20 protein-coding genes and 4 tRNA genes are annotated in these 22,115 nt (G+C 70.3%); 17 read left to right on the forward strand and 7 right to left on the reverse strand.

Features of this window, described 5'->3' with window-relative positions; translation table 11 throughout:
* The first annotated feature begins 52 nt into the window (after nt 1-52).
* Nucleotides 53-1,657 (forward strand): AMP-binding protein, encoded by a 1,605-nt coding sequence (locus QSK31_RS10745; RefSeq protein ID WP_285683210.1) that lies wholly within the window; start codon nt 53-55, stop codon nt 1,655-1,657.
* An 18-nt stretch (nt 1,658-1,675) separates the two neighbouring features.
* Here QSK31_RS10745 and QSK31_RS48785 read toward each other — a convergent pair whose 3' ends face one another.
* Both QSK31_RS48785 and QSK31_RS10750 read right to left on the reverse strand, forming a co-directional pair.
* Nucleotides 1,676-1,999: a PIN domain-containing protein gene (locus QSK31_RS48785; RefSeq protein ID WP_352244398.1), complete on the reverse strand. Its 324-nt coding sequence runs from the start codon at nt 1,997-1,999 to the stop codon at nt 1,676-1,678.
* Nucleotides 1,945-2,910, reverse strand: coding sequence for a hypothetical protein (locus QSK31_RS10750; RefSeq protein ID WP_285683211.1), 966 nt, complete (start codon nt 2,908-2,910; stop codon nt 1,945-1,947). The genes QSK31_RS48785 and QSK31_RS10750 overlap by 55 nt, the downstream gene beginning before the upstream one ends.
* 211 nt (nt 2,911-3,121) lie before the next feature.
* Between QSK31_RS10750 and QSK31_RS10755 the strand changes: the two genes are divergently transcribed.
* On the forward strand, nt 3,122-3,355 hold the full coding sequence (locus QSK31_RS10755) for a FadR/GntR family transcriptional regulator (RefSeq protein WP_285683213.1): 234 nt from the start codon (nt 3,122-3,124) through the stop codon (nt 3,353-3,355).
* Here QSK31_RS10755 and QSK31_RS10760 read toward each other — a convergent pair.
* Together QSK31_RS10760 and QSK31_RS10765 are read right to left on the reverse strand one after the other, a co-directional pair.
* Nucleotides 3,294-3,668, reverse strand: coding sequence for a hypothetical protein (locus tag QSK31_RS10760; RefSeq protein ID WP_285683214.1), 375 nt, complete (start codon nt 3,666-3,668; stop codon nt 3,294-3,296). The genes QSK31_RS10755 and QSK31_RS10760 overlap by 62 nt on opposite strands.
* A 20-nt stretch (nt 3,669-3,688) precedes the next feature.
* Complete coding sequence (locus QSK31_RS10765) at nt 3,689-4,552, reverse strand: N-acetylglucosamine kinase (RefSeq protein ID WP_285683216.1); 864 nt, start codon at nt 4,550-4,552, stop codon at nt 3,689-3,691.
* A 69-nt stretch (nt 4,553-4,621) separates the two neighbouring features.
* Between QSK31_RS10765 and QSK31_RS10770 the strand changes: the two genes are divergently transcribed.
* Both QSK31_RS10770 and QSK31_RS10775 read left to right on the forward strand, forming a co-directional pair.
* Nucleotides 4,622-5,503: a MurR/RpiR family transcriptional regulator gene (locus tag QSK31_RS10770; protein ID WP_502872927.1), complete on the forward strand. Its 882-nt coding sequence runs from the start codon at nt 4,622-4,624 to the stop codon at nt 5,501-5,503.
* Between the two features lie 38 nt (nt 5,504-5,541).
* The gene (locus QSK31_RS10775; RefSeq protein WP_285683219.1) at nt 5,542-6,702 is read left to right on the forward strand and encodes a glycosyl hydrolase; all 1,161 of its coding nucleotides are present in this window, start codon (nt 5,542-5,544) and stop codon (nt 6,700-6,702) included.
* A 57-nt stretch (nt 6,703-6,759) separates the two neighbouring features.
* On the opposite strand, the gene QSK31_RS10780 is transcribed toward QSK31_RS10775, so the two are convergent.
* Entirely contained in the window at nt 6,760-8,421 is a 1,662-nt protein-coding gene (locus QSK31_RS10780; protein WP_285683220.1) for an AMP-binding protein, read from the reverse strand.
* A gap of 158 nt (nt 8,422-8,579) precedes the next feature.
* Nucleotides 8,580-9,146: a hypothetical protein gene (locus QSK31_RS10785; RefSeq protein ID WP_285683221.1), complete on the reverse strand. Its 567-nt coding sequence runs from the start codon at nt 9,144-9,146 to the stop codon at nt 8,580-8,582.
* Between the two features lie 144 nt (nt 9,147-9,290).
* Here QSK31_RS10785 and QSK31_RS10790 point away from each other — a divergent pair, with 144 nt between their 5' ends.
* The 10 genes from QSK31_RS10790 to QSK31_RS10835 all read left to right on the forward strand — a co-directional run bounded on the left by QSK31_RS10790 (nt 9,291) and on the right by QSK31_RS10835 (nt 17,864).
* Nucleotides 9,291-11,285, forward strand: coding sequence for a TRAP transporter permease (locus tag QSK31_RS10790; protein ID WP_285683222.1), 1,995 nt, complete (start codon nt 9,291-9,293; stop codon nt 11,283-11,285).
* Nucleotides 11,282-12,286 carry a TAXI family TRAP transporter solute-binding subunit gene (locus tag QSK31_RS10795; RefSeq protein ID WP_285683224.1) on the forward strand — a complete coding sequence of 335 codons (1,005 nt, stop codon included), beginning with the start codon at nt 11,282-11,284 and terminating at the stop codon, nt 12,284-12,286. The genes QSK31_RS10790 and QSK31_RS10795 overlap by 4 nt, the downstream gene beginning before the upstream one ends.
* Before the next feature lie 810 nt (nt 12,287-13,096).
* A tRNA-Leu gene (locus tag QSK31_RS10800) sits at nt 13,097-13,170 on the forward strand.
* 21 nt (nt 13,171-13,191) lie between these two features.
* Nucleotides 13,192-13,266 (forward strand) — tRNA-Leu (locus QSK31_RS10805).
* Between the two features lie 5 nt (nt 13,267-13,271).
* Nucleotides 13,272-13,344: transfer RNA gene (locus tag QSK31_RS10810), tRNA-Ala, on the forward strand.
* 37 nt (nt 13,345-13,381) lie between these two features.
* A tRNA-Tyr gene (locus QSK31_RS10815) sits at nt 13,382-13,463 on the forward strand.
* A gap of 334 nt (nt 13,464-13,797) precedes the next feature.
* Nucleotides 13,798-14,817: an NADPH:quinone reductase gene (locus QSK31_RS10820; protein WP_285683226.1), complete on the forward strand. Its 1,020-nt coding sequence runs from the start codon at nt 13,798-13,800 to the stop codon at nt 14,815-14,817.
* A gap of 124 nt (nt 14,818-14,941) precedes the next feature.
* Nucleotides 14,942-15,925, forward strand: coding sequence for a fatty acid desaturase family protein (locus tag QSK31_RS10825; protein WP_285683228.1), 984 nt, complete (start codon nt 14,942-14,944; stop codon nt 15,923-15,925).
* 47 nt (nt 15,926-15,972) lie between these two features.
* Complete coding sequence (locus QSK31_RS10830) at nt 15,973-17,277, forward strand: sensor histidine kinase (RefSeq protein ID WP_285683230.1); 1,305 nt, start codon at nt 15,973-15,975, stop codon at nt 17,275-17,277.
* Nucleotides 17,229-17,864: a LuxR C-terminal-related transcriptional regulator gene (locus QSK31_RS10835; RefSeq protein ID WP_285683232.1), complete on the forward strand. Its 636-nt coding sequence runs from the start codon at nt 17,229-17,231 to the stop codon at nt 17,862-17,864. Before QSK31_RS10830 ends, QSK31_RS10835 begins: the two co-directional genes overlap by 49 nt.
* A gap of 23 nt (nt 17,865-17,887) precedes the next feature.
* Here the strand turns inward: QSK31_RS10835 and QSK31_RS10840 are convergent, their stop codons facing one another.
* Entirely contained in the window at nt 17,888-18,946 is a 1,059-nt protein-coding gene (locus QSK31_RS10840) for a beta propeller repeat protein (RefSeq protein WP_285683234.1), read from the reverse strand.
* Between the two features lie 97 nt (nt 18,947-19,043).
* Here QSK31_RS10840 and QSK31_RS10845 point away from each other — a divergent pair, with 97 nt between their 5' ends.
* The 3 genes from QSK31_RS10845 to QSK31_RS10855 are packed head-to-tail and all read left to right on the forward strand — an operon-like array spanning nt 19,044 to nt 22,073.
* On the forward strand, nt 19,044-19,799 hold the full coding sequence (locus tag QSK31_RS10845) for a CPBP family intramembrane glutamic endopeptidase (RefSeq protein ID WP_285683235.1): 756 nt from the start codon (nt 19,044-19,046) through the stop codon (nt 19,797-19,799).
* 10 nt (nt 19,800-19,809) lie between these two features.
* A complete protein-coding gene (locus tag QSK31_RS10850; protein WP_285683236.1) occupies nt 19,810-21,438 on the forward strand; it encodes a sensor histidine kinase in 1,629 nt (542 codons plus the stop codon).
* Entirely contained in the window at nt 21,429-22,073 is a 645-nt protein-coding gene (locus QSK31_RS10855; RefSeq protein WP_285683237.1) for a response regulator, read from the forward strand. The genes QSK31_RS10850 and QSK31_RS10855 overlap by 10 nt, the downstream gene beginning before the upstream one ends.
* Nucleotides 22,074-22,115: the final 42 nt, after the last annotated feature.

A 22,115-nucleotide genomic window follows, 5' to 3' on the forward strand; every position in this document is an offset into this window, starting at 1 on the left:
GCGATGCGCCAGATGGTTGAGCCTCCAGGGCAGAAGAGCGCATGCTGCGTGGATGCTGGCTTACACCTCGGGGATCTCGGACGTGCCACTGCTCGGTGAGACGATCGGCGCCAACCTGGAGCGCACGGTCGCCCGCTTCGCCGGCCGCGAGGCCCTCGTCGACGTGGCGGCGGGGCGGCGATGGACGTACGCGGAACTGAACGCCGCCGTCGACAAGCTCGCGCGGGGTCTGCTCGCCCGCGGCATCGCCAAGGGCGACCGGGTCGGCATCTGGGCCCCGAACTGCGCCGAATGGGTCCTGGTCCAGTACGCGACCGCGAAGATCGGCGCGATCCTGGTGAACGTCAACCCGGCCTACCGCACGCACGAGCTGGCGTTCGTCGTGAAGCAGTCCGGGCTGAGCCTGCTGATCAGCGCGGTCAGCTTCAAGACCAGCGACTACCAGGCCATGATCGAGGAGATCGGGTACGAAAAGGCGATCTTCATCGGGTCGCCGGAGTGGGATGCGCTGTCGGTCGACGGAGGCGAGCTCCCCGGGGCAGAGCTGACGTTCGACGACCCGATCAACATCCAGTACACGTCCGGCACCACCGGTTTCCCCAAGGGCGCGACCCTCTCGCATCACAACATCCTCAACAACGGCTTCTTCGTCGGCGAGCTGGTCGACTACACCGAACAGGACCGGATCTGCATCCCGGTGCCGCTCTACCACTGCTTCGGCATGGTGATGGGCAACCTGGCGGCCACCTCGCACGGCGCCTGCATGGTCCTGCCGGCGCCCGGCTTCGACCCGGCCGCCACCCTGGCCGCGGTCGCCGCCGAGCGGTGCACCTCGCTCTACGGCGTGCCCACCATGTTCATCGCCGAGCTGGGCCTGGACACTTTCGCCGAGTACGACCTGAGCAGCCTGCGCACCGGCATCATGGCCGGCTCGCCCTGCCCGGTCGAGGTGATGAAACGGGTGGTCGCCGAGATGAACATGGCCGAGGTGGCGATCTGCTACGGCATGACCGAGACGTCGCCGGTGTCCACCATGACCCGCTCGGACGACAGCCTGGCCCGGCGTACCGAGACGGTCGGCCGGACCATGCCGCACCTGGAGTCGAAGGTGCTCGACCCGGACACCGGCCGGGTGGCGGAACGAGGGGTGCCCGGCGAGCTGTGCACCCGCGGCTACTCGGTGATGCTCGGCTACTGGGACCAGCCCGAAGCCACCACCGAGGCGATCGACGCGGCCCGCTGGATGCACACCGGCGACCTGGCCACGATGGACGACGACGGGTACGTGAACATCGTCGGCCGCATCAAGGACCTGGTCATCCGGGGCGGCGAGAACGTCTACCCCCGCGAGGTCGAGGAGTTCCTCTACACCCACCCCGACATCGCCGACGTGCAGGTGATCGGCGTGCCCGACCCGAAGTACGGCGAGGAGCTGATGGCCTGGGTGGTGCTCCGCCCCGGCGCCGAGCCCCTGACCGCCGACCGGGTCCGCGAGTTCTGCGCCGGAAAGCTGAGCCACTTCAAGATCCCGCGCTACGTGCACGTGGTGGACGGTTTCCCGATGACCGTGACCGGCAAGGTCCGCAAGGTCGAGATGCGCGAGAAGTCCGTCACCCTGCTCGGCCTGGATGCCGCCGCCAAAACGCACAACGCGTAGTCAAGTTGTACGTCGTTGTCACAGATCTGGATGAACAACCTTTAGATCAGTGAAGTGGCCGGCGATGGCTTGAAAATCCTTGAGGTTGTTGGTAACAATAGGCAGCTTGGGATTTACTGAGAGCGCGCAGGCTGCGGTCCATAGATCGTTTGTTCCACCCTTATGCAGGTGCCCCGACAATTTCGCATGCATCTGAGCCCAAAGTTCGACTACTTGAATCGAATAGGGAACGACTACGAAGGCCCTGAGTTGGTTTCGTAGCTGCGCTATGCGTTTCGTTCCCCAGTTCAGACGGTGATAGTTGGCAAGTAGCTCACCCCAGGTGGCGAAGCTGACTGCCATGTTGTGAGTGCCGCCAGGAACGCCCTACGCTCGTCCTCGGTCAAATCACCGATCGCGAGATCGTCCGGGTCGACTCGACCGGTGGTGTCCTGGTCGTTCTGAAGCGCCGTGAAGTCCAGTGGCTGCCAGAACGCTTCCGAGTGCAGCGCGAGCTGGACGTTGCGAACTATCGCTCGAAGTTCTACAGTTCGGGCCTGTGTCGTCCGGGTGTCGTAATGAACAACCCCTTCGATTCCGGCCTGTGATCTGAGCGCCTCTTGTATCTCGTCTGCCAGATCTGGCGCGAAACTAACGATTACCACTCCTCCGCTGGCGAGGCGCAACTTCGCTGTATTCCCCTCAAAATCGGCTTCGAACAGCACTCCGACGAGAGTCTCGTCCCGCGTGTCCGGGCGTCGCTCACTGATACGTTGCATTCTTTCTCGGACAGCCGCGTCGATTTTTGCCCGGCGCCGCCCTCCCGGCACTGCGGATGTTTCGTCGATGAGCGTAATAGAGTTGTTGCGGTCGCCGATGCCGAGTTCCGAGGCCATATTCGCCACTGCGGCGGCCAGCTGACTATCCGTTCCTGGATCGTCGCTGGTGATCTCGTCAAGAAGCCTGTTGAACGCCATTGAGCTGAGGTCTGCGACTGAAATCGGAAGCTCTTCGTCCGATAGGTCAGCGGAATCGGCAAGTGCCAGAACTCCGATGAAGCTTCCACGCTGGGAGCCGACGAACCGGAGCCGTGATGCGCTTTCGATGGCCTGGCTGTGCCGCCCTGTGTTCCCTCGCCGCGGGCGACCCAGGACCAAGTAGGCCGCTTGGGCGATGGCCCGCTCGAGGCCGAGGATAATCCTGGCGACATCGGCTGCCGCGACGCGGCCGGGCTCGGCGTCAGGCCCTTCCAGTTGTGCGTGGATCTCCTTCATGGGTCAAGGCTCCTATACGCGAGGTGGGTCGTCCACCTGCTTCCGCACAGGTGCCGTCGGCAGCGCTTGAACTGACTCGACGATGGCTGGATGACGAGCCAGTCATCGCCCGACTGGGTGCCTGGAGGTTACCTCCCACAGCTAGCATTGGGTAGTCAAGGGTCAAGGCCGGTCGAGGTGATCTACTCGGAAAGCCGACCGAGGGGACAGCATGCCGCCGCGTTACCGATACGAGGAGATTGCCGATGACCTGCAAAGGCGGATCGTGGGCGGAGAGTTCCCGCCTGGCTCACGCCTGCCCAGCCGACGGGAGCTGACGGTTCATTACGAGGTCACCGAGCCGGTCGTCGATCGTGCGATGCAAATACTTCGGGTCAAAGAGATCACAAAGACGTTGGCTGGTGTCGGGGTGTTCGTCCGTGACGACGCGCCGAGCGGTTCTTAGATCCGCCCGATGAGGTCCGTGAACTCGGCGGGGCGATGACGCCGGCCGCCGCCCGGGTGAAGGCGTCTTGGGCATCGGAGCTGTCCTGCACCGCGGCGACCAGGGCGTTGCCGGGAGTGCGCAGCTCGGCGACCATCGCGGTCAGGTCGTACACCGGCAGGGAGCGGGCGTCGCGGGCGGCCCAGTAGTCGCCCATCGCCTCCTTGTGGTCCCGATTGCCGCTCAACGCCTCGTCCAGGGCGGAAGCGCACAGCTCGGCGTCGCGGAAGGCGTCGCTGATGCCTCGGGGGTGCCGGGCGACCCGATCCACCATGTGTCGTCCTTTCCCGATCCCTACCCGACCACACCTACCCTCCGTTGCAGAGCCAGCCGGGCGGCGCCTGACACCGGGTCGCCGGACGGGCGGGCGCGGTCGCCGAGTGCCGCCCGGACGCCGGCGCGGATGGGGGTGTCCGCGGTGAGCAGGCCGCCGGCGAGGACCACGGGGCCGTCCGGGTGATCGAGTTCGGCGACGGTGGCGAGCAGCCGGTCGACCGCTTCCGCCACGATCCGCTCCGCCTCGGCGTCGCGGGTGGTGCAGACCAGGGGTGCGAGTCGTGCGAAGGCTCGCGGTGACTGCCGGTTCGCCCAGGCGATCAGTTCGTCGGGTGTACGCGTACCCGCGTGCTCCATGACGGCCGTGCCCAGTGCCGAGGTCCGCCGGACCGCCGAGCGCACCGCCTGCAGTCCCACCCACGCGCCGGACCCTTCGTCGCCGAGCAACCACCCGTGCCCGTCGGCGGTGCGCCGCACCTCGAGGCCGTCGACCAGCGCCGCGACCGCGCCCGTCCCGGCGATCAGCACCGCGCCGCGCGTCTCGTCCGGCGCCCCGGCCGCGAACGCGGTCACCGCGTCGCCGACGATCCGCACGGGACATCTCAGCCCGATCGCCCGCCACTCGGCCGCGAACGCGTCGCGTACCGCATGGTTTGCCAGCGAACTCAGCCCGGCGATCCCGACCACCGCGAATCCCACCCGGGCCGGGTCGTGGCCGCGCAGCGCGGCCCGGACCGTCGCGCCGATCGTCTGCGCCGCGACCGGCCCGGCCATCGGGTTGCCGGGGCCGCCGTCACCACGTCCGACCTGGACGCCGGCATGATCCAGGAGGAGCGCCCGCGAGCCCGTCCCGCCCGCGTCGACGCCGAGTGCTAGTCCCATGGAAAGTAATCATTGACTACCGGCATTGATGGTCGTAATTTTCATCAAACAAAGTTACGAGTGAAAAGGATGACCACGGTGTCCTCTTCGGGTGGCGGGCTTCTCGGGCGGTTGCGCATCGAGGGGCCGACCATGCCCGGCGCGCTGGCCAAGATCGCCGCGGCCATCGTCGAGGACCCGGAGGCGGCCGCCCAGGCCAGCATCGTCGACCTGGCCGAGGCCACCGCGACCTCCACCGCGACGGTCACCCGCTTCTCGCGGGCGCTGGGTTTCAAGGGGTACGCGGCCCTGCGCGTCGCGATCGCCACCGAGACCGGCCGGGCCGAGCAGGCCCGCTGGGAGACCGACATCAGTGGCGACATCCACCCCGGCGACTCGCTGGACAGCGTGCTCAAGGTGATCGCCACCGCGGACACCCGGGCCATCCAGGCGACCGCCGCCGGGCTGGACATGGGCGACGTCGAGCGGGTCTCCGCCGCGATCGCCGCCGCCTCCCGGGTGGAGATCTTCGGGCTGGGGAGTTCCGGCGCGGCCGGCCGGGAGATGGCGTTCCGCCTGGAGCGGATCCGGATCCCGGTGTGGACCCGGGCGGACAGCCACACCGCGCTGACCAACGCCGCCCTGCTCGGGCCGGGTGACGTGGCGATCGGGCTGTCGCACTCCGGCCGGACCAGCGAGGTGATCGAGACCCTCGAGGAGGCGTCCGGCCACGGCGCGCTGACCGTCGCGGTCACCTCCTACCCCCGGTCCCCCCTGGCCGAGGTCGCCGACGTCGTGTTCGTGACGTCGGTGCACGAGACCACGTTCCGGGTCGCTGCCCTGTCCGCGCTGCACTCGGCGCTGCTGGTGCTCGACCTGATCTACGTCGCGGTGGCTCAGCGCACGTACGAGCGCACCACCGAGGCCTTCGAACTGACCGTGCGCGCGGTCGCCGCCCACCGGCGGCACTGAAATCCCCGGCTCTATCCCCCCTGGAGGTCACCCCGCTCGTGAAAATCGACAAACTTCGATCAATTGCGGCGGTGGCGCTGCTGGCCGGCGCCTCCCTCGCGGTGGCCGCGGCGAATCCCGCCGCCGCGGCCGACTGCGGTCAGCTGTTCGACGACTTCTCCTACGCGTCCTCGTCCGACGCGGCGCTGACCAGCCACGGCTGGGTGCCCCGCAGCTACGCCGGCGGGCCGGGCGTGCCGGGCGCCACCTGGTCACCGGCCAACATCACCTTCCCGACCGCGGACGGGCAGAAGGTGATGCAGCTGACCTCGTACACCGACGGCACCGGGGCCGGCACCGGTCACGCCGAGCTCTACTCGTCGCAGAAGCGGTACCTCGAGGGCACCTACGCCAGCCGGGTGAAGTTCAGCGACGCACCCACCAGCGGCACCGACGGCGACCACGTCAACCAGACGTTCTTCACGATCAGCCCGCTCGCGTACGACCTCGACCCGACCTACTCCGAGCTGGACATCTCCGAGTACCTGCCGAACGGCGGCTGGGGCGAGACCGGGCCGATCAACTACCAGACCACCTGGTACACGTACCGCAACGAGCCGTGGTTCGCCGACAACGTGCACTCCGAGCAGCGCTCCAGCCTGAACGGATGGCACGACCTGGTGGCCCAGGTGGCCGGCGGGCACGTCCGGTACTTCATCGACGGCGTGCAGGTCGGCGACCACTCCGGCAAGTTCTACCCGCGCCAGACGATGACGATCAACTGGAACCAGTGGTTCATCGACACGGCCACGCACAGCGGCGGCCGGGCGACCTACGTCCAGCAGGTCGACTATCTCCTGCACGCCAAGAACGCGGTGCTCTCGCCGGCTCAGGTGACCTCGCAGGTCGGCTCGTACCGCAGCGGCGGGCAGGCCTTCAACGACACGATCGCGGAGTGCGGGGGCACCACACCTCCCTCGGACCCGCCCTCAGACCCGCCCTCGGACCCGCCGCCCGCGACCGACTGCGACGACGCTCCCGCCTGGAACTTCGGCTCCGTCTACACCGGCGGCAACCTGGTCGTGCACGAGCGCAGCCGCAACGGCGACCCGTCCGGCCCCAAGTCCGGCGACGGCCCGCACCTGTGGAAGGCGCGCTACTGGACCCAGGGCTCCGAGCCCGGCTGGACCCAGCAGTGGGAGGACCAGGGCCGCTGCTAGCCAGGTCTGTTTCAAACCCGGCCAGGCGCGAGGCGTGGCCGGGTTTTGAAACACGATCTAATCGCTGAATTCCCCTGGCGGCGTGGCGCCGGGCGTGGAGTGCTTCTCCCGCTCGGCGTCACGCAGCCGCACCCGGCGGATCTTGCCGGAGATCGTCTTCGGCAGCTCGGCGAACTCCAGCCGCCGGATCCGCGCGAACGGTGACATGTGCTCGCGGCAGTGCGCGAAGATCGCCTTCGCGGTCGCCTCGTCGGCGGCCCAGCCCTCGGCCAGCACCACGTACGCCTTCGGCACGGCCAGCCGCAGCTCGTCCGGCGACGGCACCACCGCCGCCTCGACCACCGCCTCGTGCTCGATCAGCACACTCTCCAGCTCGAACGGCGAGATCCGGTAGTCGGACGCCTTGAACACGTCGTCGGTGCGGCCCACGTAGGTGATGTAGCCGTCCGCGTCCCGGGAGCCGATGTCCCCGGTGTGGTAGTAGCCGCCGGCCATCCGTTCCGCGGTCAGCTCGTCGTCGCCGTGGTAGCCGACCATCAGCCCGAGCGGGCGCGGCTCCAGGCTCAGGCAGATCTCGCCCTCCTCGGCCGGTTCACCGGTGGCCGGGTCGATCAGCGCCACCAGGTAGCCCGGCACCGGCCGGCCCATCGAGCCCGGCTTGACCGGCCGGCCCGGGGTGTTGGCGATCTGCACGGTCGTCTCGGTCTGCCCGAAGCCGTCCCGGATGGTGACGCCCCAGGCCTTCTCGACCCGGTCGATCACCTCCGGGTTGAGCGGCTCACCGGCGCCCACGACCAGCCGGGGCGGCGTACGCAGAGCCGTGAGGTCCGCCTGGATCAGCATCCGCCACACCGTGGGCGGAGCGCAGAAGCTGGTCACCGCGCAGCGCTGCATCTCGGCGAGCAGGCGGGCCGCGTCGAACCGGGTGTAGTTGTAGATGAACACGCAGGCCTCGGCGTTCCACGGCGCGAAGACGTTGCTCCAGGCGTGTTTCGCCCAGCCCGGCGACGAGATGTTGAGGTGCACGTCGCCCGGCTGGAGGCCGATCCAGTACATCGTGGACAGGTGGCCGGCCGGATAGCTGGCATGGGTGTGCTCGACCAGCTTCGGCCGCGCGGTGGTGCCCGACGTGAAGTACAGCAGCAGCGTGTCGCCGGCCCTGGTGACGCCGTCGGGGTCGAAATCCGCGCTTTCCGCGTACGCGTCGGAGAAGCGCGACCAGCCGTCGACGGCCTCGCCCACCGCGATCCTGGTCACGCCGCCGGCGAACTTGTCCGCCGCGCTCGACAGGGCGATCACGTGCCTCGCCTCGCCCCGGGCGACCCGGTCGCGGGCGTCGGCCGCCCCGAGCAGGGGAGTGGCCGGGATGAGCACCGCGCCCAGCTTGATCACCGCCAGGATGGTGTCCCACAGCTCCACCTGATTGCCGAGCATGAGCACGACCCGGTCGCCGCGCCGCACACCCTGCCCGCGGAGCCAGTTGGCCACCCGGTTGGACCGCTCCGCCATCTCGGCGAACGAGAGACGCTGCTCGGAGCCGTCCTCCTCGACGATCCAGAGCGCGGGCCGGTCGTTGCCCGCCGCGATCACGTCGAACCAGTCCAGGGCCCAGTTGAACTCGTCGAGCTCGGGCCACCGGAACTGTGCGCTCGCCTCGTCGTAGTCCTCCCGGTGTGCCACCAGAAAGTCCCGGGCGTCCCGAAATGCCGATGTCGTCATGACCGCCTCCCGCCCGCCAGCATGCCCTCACCATCCACGACATGCGAGCATGCCAACCTGTGAACGGCCCGGACACCTGGCGGAGACAGGGGTGTGGCGTGAACTCATCGAGGGACCGACCTCGCCTTCACCGCCACCGGCGACGGCTGGTACCAGAGCTATGACGAGGGCGCCTGCAGGACCTGACGGTTCGCGTCGGCGATCAGGCCGAGCAGTCGCGCCCGGCCGACCAGCACGTTGGCCAGCAGGAACAGCCCGGCGGTCACCCGGATCGCGGTGACCACCCAGACCGTGCCGGCCGCACTGAGGCCCAGCCCGCCCTGCAGGCACACCGTGACGACGACGGTGGCTGCGTAGACGCGCAGGAACCAGCCCTTGATGACCAGGCTGCCGTCGAAGCCGTACCGCTCGGCGAGCCGCCGGGTCTGCCGGTTCCAGATCACCTGCGACACGATCGTGCCCACCAGGACCGCCAGCCAGGCGGCCGAGACGGTCAGCACCAGGGCGAGCGCGCCGGCCGGCACCGGCTCCCCGACGGCGGGCAGCTCCAGCGTCACCACGGCCAGGATGACCGCGCAGGCCATGTAGACGACCGCGAACGTGGCCACCACCCACGTGCCGATCACCCACCCGCCGGGCGGCGCGAACACCTGGGGCGTCGACGACCGGCAGGTGTGCCCCTGCCTCGCGAACTCCAGCTCACTGCCACACGTGCTGCACCGCATCACGGCCCCCGTATGCCGATCGACACCTGTCAGCCGAGCAGAATAGCTCCTGATTGTCCGGCGATTGTCCGGTCGTCGCCGGCCGGCGGTCCGGCCGGCCCTTTCTCCGTTCCTCGGCAGCTGATCGGCGGGTAATGTCCGGACATGGTCGAACTTCGATCTTCGGAGGCTGATCCACCGGCCGTCCACTACGACGACGAGGAACGACCGGCCCGCGAGCTCGGCGGCCCGGTCGGCCTCGGCGTCGCGATCGCCGCGTTCGTGGTCGCGCTGCTGGTGCTGTGGCAGGTGTTCCGGCCGCTCGCGCAGGGCAGCCAGTTCTATCTGATCATCTTCCTGGCGGGCGCGTTGCCGCTGGTCTTCCTCTGCTACCACTCGGGCCTGCGCGGCGCTCCGCGGCAGCGGCCGTCGGTCGTGGACTGGGTGCTCGCCGTGCTCACCCTGATCGTCTGCCTCTACCCGGTCAACCCCTTCGACGGCGGGTACGACGGGTTCCTGGACCGCCAGGGTCTGCTGGAGACACCCGACGTGATCCTCGGCGCGATCCTGCTCGTGCTGACGCTCGAGGCGTGCCGCCGCACGACCGGGTGGGCGCTGCCGGTGGTCTGCCTTCTCTTCCTGGCGTACGGCTACTACGGCGGCCTGCTACCCCAGACCTGGCGCATCTCCCACGCCGGGCTCGACTTCGCGCAGATCGTGGACGCCCTCTACAACTCCGGCACCGGCTTCTACGGCACCCCGCTGGACGTCGCGGCCACCTACATCGTGCTGTTCACCATCTACGGCGCCGTGCTGGACCTGTCCGGCGCGAGCCGCTTCTTCGTCGACCTGTCGGTCGCCGCCTTCCGCCGCTCACGCAGCGCGGCGGGCCGGACAGCGGTCGCCGCCGGCTTTCTGCTGGGCACGGTCTCCGGCTCGGGTACGGCCACCGCCGTCAGCGTGGGCGCGGTGACCTGGCCGATGCTCAAACGGGCCGGCTACCCGCCCGAGCAGGCCGGCGGCATGCTGGCCGCCGCGGGCGTCGGCGCGATCCTCTCCCCGCCGACCCTGGGCGCGGCGGCCTTCATCGTCGCCGAGCTTCTGAACGTCTCCTATCTGACCGTCCTCGGCTGGGCGATGATCCCGACCCTCCTCTACTACCTGGGCATCCTGCTCGCGGTGGAGATCGACGTCCGGCGTTTCGGGGTGCGGCCGGTCGAGCTGCCGCAGACGTCCGCGCTGAAACTGCTGGCCCGGTTCGGCTACCACTTCTCGTCGCTGATCCTGATCGTGGTGCTGCTCGCGCTGGGCGTCAGTGCCACCCGGTCGGTGGTGTACGCGACCATCCTCGCGGCGGCTCTGTCGTTCCTGGACCGGCGTTCGTGGCTGACGCCGGGGCGGCTGTTCCGGGCGCTGTCGGCGGGCGTACGCGGTGTCCTGGCCGTGGTCGCCGTCTGCGCCGCCGCCGGCATCATCACCGCGACCGTCACCAAGACCGGGATCGGCACGCAGGTCGCTTCGCTGATGGTCGACGCCGCCGGCGCGATCACCGACAACCCGACCGTCGTGCTGGCCCTGACCGCCGTCCTCGCGGCGATCGCGCTGGCCGTCCTGGGCCTGGCGGTCCCGGTCACCGCCAGCTTCATCATCGGCTGGGTGATCATCGGTCCGGCGCTGCTCGACCTCGGCGTCTCGATGCCCGCGGCGGCGATGTTCGTCTTCTACTACTCGGTGCTCTCCGAGGTCACCCCGCCGACCGCGCTCGCCGCGGTCGGGGCGAGCGCGATCACCGGTGGCCGCACCATGCCGACGATGTGGCAGGCCCTCAAGTACGCGCTGCCCGCCTTCCTCGCCCCGATCGCGTTCGTGCTCACCGACGCCGGCGAGTACCTCCTGGCCCGCGGCCCGGTCCTCGGCGTCGTCTGGGCCACCGCGGCAGCCGCCCTGGCCGTCCTGGGTCTGGCCATCGCCACCGGCGCGTGGTTCCCGGGCGTCGGGGCGGCCCCACCTGCCGCCCGCGTCCTCGCCGCCGCGGCCGGCCTGCTCCTGCTCTACCTGGCTCCCACCACCATCGCGGCCGGTGTGATCGCCCTGGCCCTGGCCGCCGCCCTCGCGTTCTGGCACCGCCGTTCCGCCCCACCTTCAGGAGGCACGTCATGACCGTCCCGTTGCGACCGCTCGCCCTCGCCCTCGTGCCCGTGCTCGCCCTGACCGCCTGCGGTGGCCGGCAGGACGCCGCCAGCACCGACGCCGGTGGCGAGGTCACCTGCGAGGTCACCCAGGACACCCGGGTCGGCATCGCCACCGGCAACGCGACCGGCGTCTACTTCGCGCTGGGCAACGCCTACGCCGAGCAGCTCGGCGCGACCGGTGGCAAGGTGAAGGCCACCGCGAGCGAGACCGGCGCCTCCGTGCAGAACATCCAGCAGCTGGTGGCGGGCAGTTTCGGCCTGGCCTTCTCGCTCGCCGACTCGGCCGCCGACGCGATCAACGGCACCGGCAGCTTCACCGCCAAGCAGCCGGTCGCGGCGATCTCCCGGATCCACACCAACTACACCCAGGTGATCGTCCGCGCGAACGCCGGCATCACGGACGTGGCGAGCATGAAGGGCAAGCGCGTCTCCACCGGCTCGCCCAAGAGCGGCACCGAGGTGATCGCCAACCGCATCCTCGAGGCGGGCGGGCTCGACCCGGCCAAGGACGTCAGCGCCCAGAAGCTCGACCTGACCAAGACCGTCGACGGCATGAAGGACGGTTCGATCGACGCCATGTTCTGGTCCGGCGGGCTGCCCACGCCCGGCGTCACCGACCTGTTCACCACGGCGGCCGGGCAGGTGCGGTTCCTCGACGTCACGCCTCTTCTCGGCGAGATGCAGAAGATCAATCCGGTGTACGAGACCGGCGCGATCCCCGCCGCGACGTACAAGACGCCGGCCGACGTGCGGACCATCGTCGTACCCAATGTCCTGCTGGTCCGTGACGACCTGGACGCGAACGTCGCCTGCGTGCTCACCAAGGCCCTCTTCGACCGCAAGCCGCAGCTGGAACAGGCCAATGCGGCGGCAAAGGAGATCACCTTGGACAAGGCGCGTAAGACTGATCCCGTGCCGCTGCACCGCGGCGCCGTCAAGGCGCTCGATGACCTCGGCGCCCCGAAATAAACAATAGGTATTGCTTCATTCGAGAGGCTGTACTACCGTTCACTTCAGTCGCATCGCTCAGATGCGACGACACACACTTAGGAGATCGATCATGTGCCAGCACATCGCCACGATGACGGGGTGGCTGACGCCGCGCCGTGGGCGAGCCGTGCGGCTGTTCGGCTCCCACAGCGCTTATGACCGACTTATGGGCCTTGGAGTGGGCGGGTAACGCGGCGAGTCCGCGCGGGAAAGCCGCCCCCACCCACTCGGGTCGGGCGGCTTTTTTGTTGCCCTGGCTGGGCTAGCGCTCCGGACGCGGAGTTGCGGGCACCAGCAGGCTCGCCCCGAGTGCCGGTCTCGAGGCCCACCTCGCGTGGCGGGGTGATCCGGAAAAGACTTGATCCGCGACTTCTCCGAGACGGGCGGAAGTGCCTGTCTCCCTGCGGGAAGAATGGGTCGATCCTGCTTCGGAAATGGATCGACAACAATTGTCTCTACTCTTGATCAAAACGAGATTGCTTGGCATTCCGAATGACTCGGCCTTCCGGAACGTTCGATCATTCGGGTGTGGAGACGGGAACGACAGGACCGATACCGGGCCGGCGCGGTGGAGAGTGCACCGAGTGCGGGCTGGAGGGGCGAACTTGCGCTACCCCGCCAACGGCTTCGGCAGGCGTACCCCGTCTCCGCACACGGCCATCACCGGGCCTTCGTGTCCCGACCGGGTCCTCGTGTCCCGACCGGGTCCTCGTGTCCCGACCGGGTCCTCGTGTCCCGACCGGGTCCTCGTGTCCCGACCGGGTCCTCGCGGCCCGACCGAGCAACCGAGCCCTCGTGGCCCAACTGGCAGAGGCCCGGCGTCGAGAGCGCCGGTCGTGCGCGTTCGAATCGCGCCGAGGGCACGCACCACAACTGAACAGCAGGCCCGGGTAGCCCAACTGGCAGGAGGCACGCCGCTCAGACCGGCGATAGTGCGCGTTCGAATCGCGCTCCGGGTACGCAAGGGCTCGTAGCTCATCGGGGAGAGCGTCTGTCTTGCAAACAGAAGGTGGCCGGTTCGAGCCCGGCCGGGTCCACAGTCGGGGGCCGCGTCACGGGGCGCGGCCCCCTCCAGCGGGTGCGCCGACGCGGGAGGGTCGGGAGTGGCTGTAAACCACTTGCTAACGCCTAGGGGGTTCGAATCCCTCCACCCGCACCGGTCGTCAGCCGAGTTCGGCACCCGTTCCCTGGCGGTCACCGTGGCGATGGTGGCCGCCTCCATGTCCAGCGCGGCCACCCCGCCGACCGGCTCGCGAGATTCCGGCACCTCCCGGCGGGCGTTCGCTCCTGCGCCCCGCCCTCGGTCATCCCGCGCCAGACGACGTCGCGCTTGTTGAACAGCCCGGTCCGCAGGGCGCCGTCGATCGCGTCGCTGTCCACGTCCTCCAACAGTTCCCGGACCGCCGGCGGCGGGAAGGAGCCGACGGGTCCGATTGTCTCAGCCGCGGCGTTGTGAGGCGCCGGTCTTCGTCCGGGGGGATGATCGGGGGATGAAGGCCATCATCTACAGCGAGGTCGGCGAGGCCGAGGTTCTGCGGCTCGTCGACAAGGACGTGCCGGAGCCGGAAGCGGGCGAGGTCCGCGTCAAGGTCGCCGTGTCGGGGGTCAATCCGACGGACTGGAAGACGCGGTCGGGCGCCACCAATCCGAAGCAGTTCGACGAGGTCACGCCTCATCTCGATGGGGCCGGGGTGATCGACGCGGTGGGCGGCGGGGTCGACGCCGGGCGGGTCGGGCAGCGGGTCTGGCTGCTCATGGCCACCCAGGGGCGGTCGACCGGTACCGCCGCCGAGTACGCCGTCGTGGACGACTGGCAGGCGGTGCCACTCGGTGACGCGAGCTTCGAGGCCGGCGCCTCGCTCGGGGTGCCCGCCCTGACCGCGCACCGGACGCTGACCGTCGGCGAGGGCGGGCCGGACAGGCTGGCGCCGGGTGCTCTGGACGGGCGGGTCGTGCTGGTCGCCGGCGGGGCGGGGGCCGTGGGGCACGCGGCCATCCAGCTCGCGCGGTGGGCCGGCGCGACAGTGATCAGCACGGTCAGCGGGCCGGACAAGGCGCGGCTGGCCACGGCCGCGGGGGCGCACCACGTGATCAACTACCGGGAGGGTGATCCGGTCACCGAGATCCGGAAGATCGCCCCGGACGGCGTCGACACCATCGCGGAGGTCGCGCTGGGCGCCAATCTCGCGCTCGACCTGGCGGTTCTGCGTACGCGGGGCACGATCTGCACGTACGCCAACGACGGCGCCAAGCCGGTGGAGCTGGACGTGCGGCAGAACATGCTGCTCAACACCCGTTTCCAGTTCATGGTGCTCTACACGGTGGGCAAGGAGGCGCTGGCCGCCGGCGCGGAGGACATCGCGGCGGCGGTGCGGGACGGCGCCATGCCGGTGGGCGAGGAACACGGGCTGCCGCTGACGCGGTTCCCGCTGAACCGGACCGCCGACGCGCACCGGGCCGTGCAGGACGGCGCGGTCGGCAAGGTCCTGGTCGACGTGGCCACGGACTGACGAGCGCAGCCGCCAGGCAGGCGCTTCCTCTGGGTAAGCAGAGCAAAGGTGGTGCTGACCTCACCGTCGGTTTGGGGGGTCAGCACTCCTGTCAAGCGCGTTTCGGCTGGGCAGACTGGGCGTCATGACGACGACAACCGGGCCGCGAACCGATTTCGCCGAGCTCAGCCGCCGCATCCGAGAAGCCGGTCTGCTGGATCGCAGACCCGGCTACTACGTCATCCGGCTGTCCCTGGCCGCGCTGTTCCTGGCCGGTGGCTGGGTGGCGTTCGCGCTGGTCGGCAGCTCATGGTGGACAGTGGCGATCGCGGTGTGGCTCGGTGTCGCGTACGCGCAGGCCGCCCTGGTGGCGCACGACGTGGCGCACCGGCAGGTGTTCCGGACGGCATCGGCCAGCGGCCGGGCCGGCATGATCGCCGGGAACCTGGGCATCGGCATGAGCTACGGCTACTGGCAGAACAAGCACACCCGGCACCACGCCAACCCGAACCACGACGACCTCGACCCGGACGTGGGGCCGGGCGTGCTGGTCTGGACGCCCGAGGCGGCCGCCGCGAAGGGCGGCTGGATGGTCCGGAACCAGGCGTGGATGTTCTTCCCGCTGCTCACGCTGCTCGGGCTGAGCCTGCGCCGGGACAGCATCCGGGCGCTGCTCAACGACAACATCGCGCAGCGCGGGCGGGAAGCGCTGCTGCTCGGCGTACACATCGTGGGGTATGTCCTGGCTTTGATCTTCGTCCTGTCGCCGCTGCAGGCGCTGGTCTTCTTCGTGGTGCACCAGGCGGTGTTCGGCGTGTACCTGGGCATGACGTTCGCGCCGAACCACAAAGGCATGCCGCACCCGGACGGGACCGAGGACTTCCTGCGCAAGCAGGTCCTGACGTCACGCAACGTGCGCGGCGGCGTGCTGGTCGACGTGGCGCTGGGCGGGCTGAACTACCAGATCGAGCACCACCTGTTCCCGTCCATGCCGACGCCGAACCTGCGCCGCGCCCAGCCGATGGTGCAGCAGTTCTGCGCCGAGATCGACGTGGACTACGAGATGACCGGCCTGATCGACTCCTACCGGCAGGCGCTGACGCATCTGCACCAGGTGTCCCGAAGGTAGGGCTACCACTACCGCGCTCGCTTCCGGATGCGGCGAGAATCGACGGCATGGAGTTGGTTTCGGACGAGCAGCTGAGCGACTTCGTCTGGCGGGGCGTACGCGGGACCGGCGCCGGCGCGGCGTCGTTCGTGCTCGGCGTGCTCAACTTCCCGCTCTTCGTGCTGTGGCTGGCCGCCCTGATCGTCGGCCTGATCCCGGGCCTGGGTCAGGTCGTCCTGCCGTTGATGACCCGCCTCGTCCGGGCCCGCGCCGACCTGGAGCGGCGCCGGTCCACCAAGCGCGGCATCCCGATCGCCACGCCCTACGCGCCGCGCCCGGCGAAGAGCTACCCGGTCGGCTGGCGGCGTTTCCGCTGGATCCTCCAGGACGTGGCGACGTGGCGTGACTTCGCCTGGCTGATCCCCGGCGCGATCGCCGGGGTGGTGCTCGGCGCGGTGTCGATGGCGCTGCCGATCTACGGCTTCGAGGGCATCTTCCTGATCCCGCTCTGGGTCTGGCTGGGTACGGGCTGGTACGGCTACGGCGCGATCTGGCCGATCGAGTCCGTCGGCGACGGCTTCCTGTCCCTGCCGCAGGGCGCCGTGATCCTCGCCCTCGCCCTGCTCACGGCGCCCTGGCTGCGGTCCGCCGAGGCCTGGTTCGCGCGGCTGTTCCTGGCGCCGACCCGGGCCGCCGAGCTGCGCCTGCGGGTGGCGCAGCTGACCGAGACCCGGGCCGACACGGTCGACGCGCAGGCCGCCGAGCTGCGCCGGATCGAGCGTGACCTGCACGACGGCGCGCAGGCCCGGCTCTCCTCGCTGGGCATGACCATCGGGCTGGCCGAAGAGCTGATGGAACGCGACCCGGCGGCCGCCCGCAAGCTGCTGGCCGAGGCCCGGGACGCCAGCCACACCGCCCTGATCGAGCTGCGGCACCTGGTCCGCGGCATCCATCCGCCGGTGCTGGCCGAGCGCGGGCTGGACGGCGCGGTGCGCGCGCTCGCGCTGAGCCTGCCGGTGCCGACGGTGGTGGACGGCGGCGTGCTCGGGCGGCTGGAGACGCCGGTCGAGTCGGCCTGCTATTTCGTGGTCGCCGAGGCGCTCGCGAACATCGTCAAGCACAGCGGCGCGACCAGCGCCTGGATCAGCATCCGGCACGAGGCTGACCTGCTGGTGCTGATGGTCGGCGACGACGGGCGCGGCGGCGCCGACCCGTCCCGCGGGACCGGCCTGCACGGAATGGGCCGTCGCCTGGCCGCATTCGATGGCACGATGTCGCTGTCCAGCCCTCCGGGCGGCCCGACCGTCGTGACCATGGAGCTGCCGTGCGCGTTGTCATCGCCGAAGACCTCGCCCTCCTCCGGGACGGCCTGACCCGGATCCTGGAGGCGTTCGAGTTCACTGTGGTGGCGGCCGTGGACAACGGCCCCGCCCTGCTGCCGGCGCTGGTCGAGCACCGGCCCGACGTCGCGATCGTCGACGTGCGGCTGCCGCCCACGTTCACCGACGAGGGCTTGCAGGCGGCGATCGCCGCGCGTACCGAAGTCCCCGGTATGCCGATCCTGATCCTGTCCCAGCACGTCGAGCCGTTGTACGCCCGGGAGCTGCTCACCGACCGGACCGGCGGCATCGGCTACCTGCTGAAGGACCGGGTGTCCAATGTGGCCCAGTTCGTCGATGCGGTGCGCCGGGTGGCGGGCGGCGGCACGGCACTGGACCCGGAGGTGGTGTCGCAGCTGCTCGCCCGCCGCGAGCCGCTGGCCGTGCTCACCGCCCGCGAGCGCGAGGTGCTCGGTCAGATGGCCGAGGGCCGGTCCAACGCCGCCATCGCCGGCAAGCTCTTCGTCACCGAGAAGGCGGTGAGCAAGCACATCAACAACATCTTCACGAAGCTGGGCATGGCGCAGTCGGACGACGACAACCGCCGGGTCCTCGCGGTACTGACCTATCTCAACGGCTGACCTATCTCAACGGCTGACCTATCTCAACGGCTGAGCCTCAGCTTCGCGATCCGGCCGTTGGCGCCGGAGGCCCAGCAGGACAGGTCGGGCGCGCAGAACACCGAGTCGAAGCTGCCGGTGTCGAACCGCCTCCAGGTGCGGCCGCCGTCGTAGGTGATGTCGCTGCCGGTCGGGCCGACGGCGAGCGCCACCGGGAGCAGGCCGAGCCAGTCGGCGCCGGAGCGGTACTCGCCGGGAACGGTCCGCGACACGGTCCAGGTGCGGCCGCCGTTGCTCGTGGTGGCGGCTCCGTCCGGCGCGCTGGTCTCGGCCGCGTAGTCGCCGCCGACCGCGAGGCCGTGCCACGGGTCCTTGAAGGCGAGGCTGTAGATGCCCGCGCTCGGACCGCTGGGCAGCGGGCTCGCGGTGACCGACCAGGAGCGCCCGCCGTCGGTGGTCCCGAACACCCGGGACAGCGCGCCGCCACCGGTCGCGAACCAGGCCCGCCCGGCGCCGAAGTGATCGGCGGTCACCAGGCAGGTGCCGCTGGCCGCGAACGCGAACTCGCCGGGCAGCGCGTCCGGCATCCCGGTGGCCGGGCGGACCGCCCAGGTCTTCCCGCCGTCCGACGTCGCCAGGATGCGGAACTTGCCGCCGACCGGGTCGGACAGGGCCAGGCCGTTGCGCTTGTCGAGGAAGGTGACGCAGTCGTAGAAGGCGGCCGGCTCGTCGTTGCGGAACGCCTCGTCCCACGTGCGCCCGCCGTCGCCGGTGCGGTAGATCCGGGAGTCCTCGCCCTCACCGATGGTCAGCGCCACCGCGTGCTTCGCGTCGAACGCCTCGATGTCGCGGAACTGCAGCGCCTCGGTGCCGGCCGGCCTGACGCTCGCCCAGTGCCGGCCGCCGTCGACGGTCCGCAGGATCGTGCCGGCCGAACCGGCGGCCCAGGCGACCTTGTCGCTGACCGGTGCGAGCCCGCGGAAGCGCGCGGTGACGCCGGTGTCGGTGAGCTGCCACGTCGGTCCGGGGGTGGTGAACCCGGCGTTGGAGGCGATGACGGCCAGGCCGAGGGCCGCAACGGCAAGCACGCGTGTCGATCTCATGCGGCGGAACCTACCACCGGGAGGGAGAAAACCGCCCTGTGAGCTGACCGGCGTACCGGCTTATCCTCCACGACCCGGCACTGGCAGCGTCGAGGACATGAAAACGCGCATCATCGAAGCCCCCGTCCGCCGGAACTGGATCGCCCGCCACCGGCTGGTCTCCTTCTTCGTCCTCGCCTACGCACTGGCCTGGTGCATGGTGCCGTTCGGACAGTTCCAGGCCGTCGGCGCGCTGATCGCCGCCGTCATCGTGATCGCGGTGGCCGACGGCCGGGCCGGCTTCAAAGATCTCGGCCGCCGGCTGATCAAGTGGCGGGTGCCCTGGTACTACTACGCGTTCGCGCTGCTCGTGCCGCTCGTCGTGCGGGCGGTGTCGAGCGGCCTGAACAGCGCGCCCGGCCCGGACTGGGCGCACCTGTCATGGAGCACTTTCGCCCTGTGGTTCCTGGTCCGGATGGTCAACCCGCTGGACGGGCCGATGGCCGAGGAGCCGTCGTTCCGCGGCTACGCCGTGACCCGCATGCCGGCCCGGCTGCGCTCCGCGGCCCTTCTCGGCGTCCTCATCGCCGGCTGGCATCTGCCGCTCGCGGCGGAGATCGGGGTGGCCGGGTTCGGCAGCACCTTCGTCATCACCTTCGTGTACGTGTGGCTGTTCCGCCGCACCGGCGGCAGCGTGCTGCTGACCTTGATCCTGCACAGTGCCCAGGGCTTCATCACGTTCACCGACCTCGGTTACTCCGGCGCCGGTCTGGCCCGGCAGGAGTGGATCGAGTTCGCCGCCTGGACGATCATCGCGTTGACGCTGGTGGTGACCGATCGCGACGCCTTCCGGAGGCCGGTGGATGCGGCGTAGCGTGTCGGCCATGCCGAAGCCCGGAGGGCGGACAGCGCTCGGCGCTGCTCTGCTCGCCGGGCAGGCGGCGGTGGCCGTCGCCGGGATCCGGCAGGGCGTCGCGCCCGTTCACGTCGCGGCGGTCTGCTGGCTGACCGCGGCGTACACGGTGAGCGGCCTGATCGCCTGGCGGCACCGGCCGGGCAACCGGTTCGGGCCGCTGATGGTGCTCACCGGGGCGGGTTCCCTGGCCAGCTCGGTGAGCTGGCTGCATCAGATCGGGCTCGTGGCCGACCTGGTGCCGCTCATCCTGATCGTGCACGTCTTCCTGTCGTACCCCTCCGGTCGTCTCACCAGCCGCCTCGCGCGTGTCCTCCTCGGGATCGGCTACGTCGCCGCCGTCGGGGTGCATGTCGTGTCGGTGGCTCTCGACTTCCCCGCCGTGCTCTACCAGGGCGAACTGCTGCTGGTCGGTGCGGTCGCCCTGGCCGGCGCGGCCCTGATGGTCGCGCGGCGCCGGACCCGTCCGCTGCGCCGGTCACTGACGGTGCTGATCGACGCGTTCACCCTCGGCCTGGTGATGATCGCCGTCCTGCTGGTCGTCGGGGTGCTCGGCGGTCCGGCCTTCCCGGCCGTGCAGCGGCTGGCGATCGTGCTGCTCGGGGTGGCGCCGGTCGTGTTCCTCGCCGGGCTGCTGCAGGCCCGGCTGGCCCGTGGGTCGATCGGCGATCTGGTGCTCGAGCTGCGCGAGGACCCGGCAGATCTGGGCACGCCGCTCGCCCGGGCCCTGCGCGACCCGTCCTTGCGGCTGCTCTACTGGCTGCCCGACTTCGACGCCTGGGCGGGGGAGGACGGCCGTCCCGCCACGCTGCCGGACGACCCGGACCGGGTGACCGTGATCGAGGAGCACCGGACGCCGGTGGCCGCGCTGGTGCACGACCCGGCCCTGCGCGACGAGGCGGACCTGCTGGCGGCGGTCACCGCGGCGGCCGCGATCGCGGTGCGTACCGGCCGGTTGCAGGCGCAGCTCCGGGCGAACGTGGAGGAACTGCGCGGCTCCCGGGCCCGGGTGGCCGAGGCCGGCCGGCGTGAGCGCCGCCGCCTGGAACGCGACCTGCACGACGGCGCCCAGCAGCGGCTGGTCGCGCTGTCCCTCAACCTCGGCGTGCTGCAGACCCGCCTCGGCGACGACGCCGACGCGCTGGCCCTGGTGCGCGAGGCCCGCGCCGAGATCGCGACGTCGCTGGCCGAGTTGCGGGACGTCGCGCACGGCCTGCACCCCGCCGTGGTGTCCGCGCACGGCCTCGCGGTGGCGCTGGAGTCGCTGACGGTCCGCGCACCCGTGCCCGTGCGGCTGACCGTCGACCTGGGCTGCTCTCCGTCGGAAGCGGTCGAGGTGGCCGCGTACTACGTGGTGTCCGAGTGCCTGACCAACGTCGGTAAGCACGCCGCGGCCTCGTCGGCGACCGTCGACGTGCGATCGTCCGAGGGCACGCTGGTCATCGAGGTCGTCGACGACGGGCGCGGCGGCGCCGACGCGGAGCGCGGCAGCGGCCTCCGCGGCCTGGCCGACCGGGTGGAGACGCTGGGCGGCCGGCTGCGGGTGTGGACACCTCCGGATCAAGGCACGAGGGTACGAGCGGAGCTCCCATGCGAGTAGCGATAGCCGAGGACAGCGTCCTGTTGCGCGAGGGCATCGCGAGGCTGCTGGCCGACGCGGGCTTCGATGTGACGACGAAGTGCGGCGACGCCGACCAGCTCCGCGCCGAGCTCGAGGTCTCCCTGCCGAACGTGGTGATCATGGACATCCGCCTGCCGCCCACCCACACCGACGAGGGCCTGCGCGCCGCCATCGACCTGCGCGCCGCGCATCCCGGCCTGGCCGTGCTCGTCCTCTCCCAGTACGTCGAGGTGGGCCTGGCCATGCAGCTGCTGGCCGACTCGGCGGACGGCGTCGGCTACCTCCTGAAGGACCGGATCAGCGACGTCCCGTCGTTCGTGTCCGCGCTCCGCCGGGTGGCCGCGGGCGGCTCGGCGATCGACCCCACGATCGTCTCCACCCTGCTGTCCCGCCGCCGCCGGGACGATCCGCTGGCCGTGCTGACGCCCCGCGAGCGCGAGGTCCTCGAGCTGATGGCGTCGGGCACCTCCAACCAGGGCATCGCCGACCGCCTGAGCGTCACCCTGCGGGCGGCGGAGAAGTACGTCTCCAGCATCTTCACCAAGCTGGGCATCCCCGCCACCCGCAGCGAGTCCCGCCGCGTCCTGGCCGTCCTGCTCTTCCTGCGCACCTGAGCAGTCCATCCAGCCAGCTGTACTCGTGGCGGGCAGTCAGCG

Origin of the sequence: Actinoplanes sp. NBRC 103695 (assembly GCF_030269485.1) — a bacterium.
In the GTDB taxonomy this organism is placed as follows: domain Bacteria; phylum Actinomycetota; class Actinomycetes; order Mycobacteriales; family Micromonosporaceae; genus Actinoplanes.

Excerpts from the sequence above, each read along its gene's own strand:
- QSK31_RS10745 (WP_285683210.1), top strand. The coding sequence starts at position 53 with ATGCTGGCTTACACCTCGGGGATCTCGGACGTGCCACTGCTCGGTGAG.
- QSK31_RS48785 (WP_352244398.1), bottom strand. The coding sequence starts at position 1,999 with ATGGCAGTCAGCTTCGCCACCTGGGGTGAGCTACTTGCCAACTATCAC.
- QSK31_RS10750 (WP_285683211.1), bottom strand. The coding sequence starts at position 2,910 with ATGAAGGAGATCCACGCACAACTGGAAGGGCCTGACGCCGAGCCCGGC.
- QSK31_RS10755 (WP_285683213.1), top strand. The coding sequence starts at position 3,122 with ATGCCGCCGCGTTACCGATACGAGGAGATTGCCGATGACCTGCAAAGG.
- QSK31_RS10760 (WP_285683214.1), bottom strand. The coding sequence starts at position 3,668 with ATGGTGGATCGGGTCGCCCGGCACCCCCGAGGCATCAGCGACGCCTTC.
- QSK31_RS10765 (WP_285683216.1), bottom strand. The coding sequence starts at position 4,552 with ATGGGACTAGCACTCGGCGTCGACGCGGGCGGGACGGGCTCGCGGGCG.
- QSK31_RS10770 (WP_502872927.1), top strand. The coding sequence starts at position 4,622 with ATGACCACGGTGTCCTCTTCGGGTGGCGGGCTTCTCGGGCGGTTGCGC.
- QSK31_RS10780 (WP_285683220.1), bottom strand. The coding sequence starts at position 8,421 with ATGACGACATCGGCATTTCGGGACGCCCGGGACTTTCTGGTGGCACAC.
- QSK31_RS10785 (WP_285683221.1), bottom strand. The coding sequence starts at position 9,146 with ATGCGGTGCAGCACGTGTGGCAGTGAGCTGGAGTTCGCGAGGCAGGGG.
- QSK31_RS10790 (WP_285683222.1), top strand. The coding sequence starts at position 9,291 with ATGGTCGAACTTCGATCTTCGGAGGCTGATCCACCGGCCGTCCACTAC.
- QSK31_RS10795 (WP_285683224.1), top strand. The coding sequence starts at position 11,282 with ATGACCGTCCCGTTGCGACCGCTCGCCCTCGCCCTCGTGCCCGTGCTC.
- QSK31_RS10820 (WP_285683226.1), top strand. The coding sequence starts at position 13,798 with ATGAAGGCCATCATCTACAGCGAGGTCGGCGAGGCCGAGGTTCTGCGG.
- QSK31_RS10825 (WP_285683228.1), top strand. The coding sequence starts at position 14,942 with ATGACGACGACAACCGGGCCGCGAACCGATTTCGCCGAGCTCAGCCGC.
- QSK31_RS10830 (WP_285683230.1), top strand. The coding sequence starts at position 15,973 with ATGGAGTTGGTTTCGGACGAGCAGCTGAGCGACTTCGTCTGGCGGGGC.
- QSK31_RS10840 (WP_285683234.1), bottom strand. The coding sequence starts at position 18,946 with ATGAGATCGACACGCGTGCTTGCCGTTGCGGCCCTCGGCCTGGCCGTC.
- QSK31_RS10845 (WP_285683235.1), top strand. The coding sequence starts at position 19,044 with ATGAAAACGCGCATCATCGAAGCCCCCGTCCGCCGGAACTGGATCGCC.
- QSK31_RS10850 (WP_285683236.1), top strand. The coding sequence starts at position 19,810 with ATGCCGAAGCCCGGAGGGCGGACAGCGCTCGGCGCTGCTCTGCTCGCC.
- QSK31_RS10855 (WP_285683237.1), top strand. The coding sequence starts at position 21,429 with ATGCGAGTAGCGATAGCCGAGGACAGCGTCCTGTTGCGCGAGGGCATC.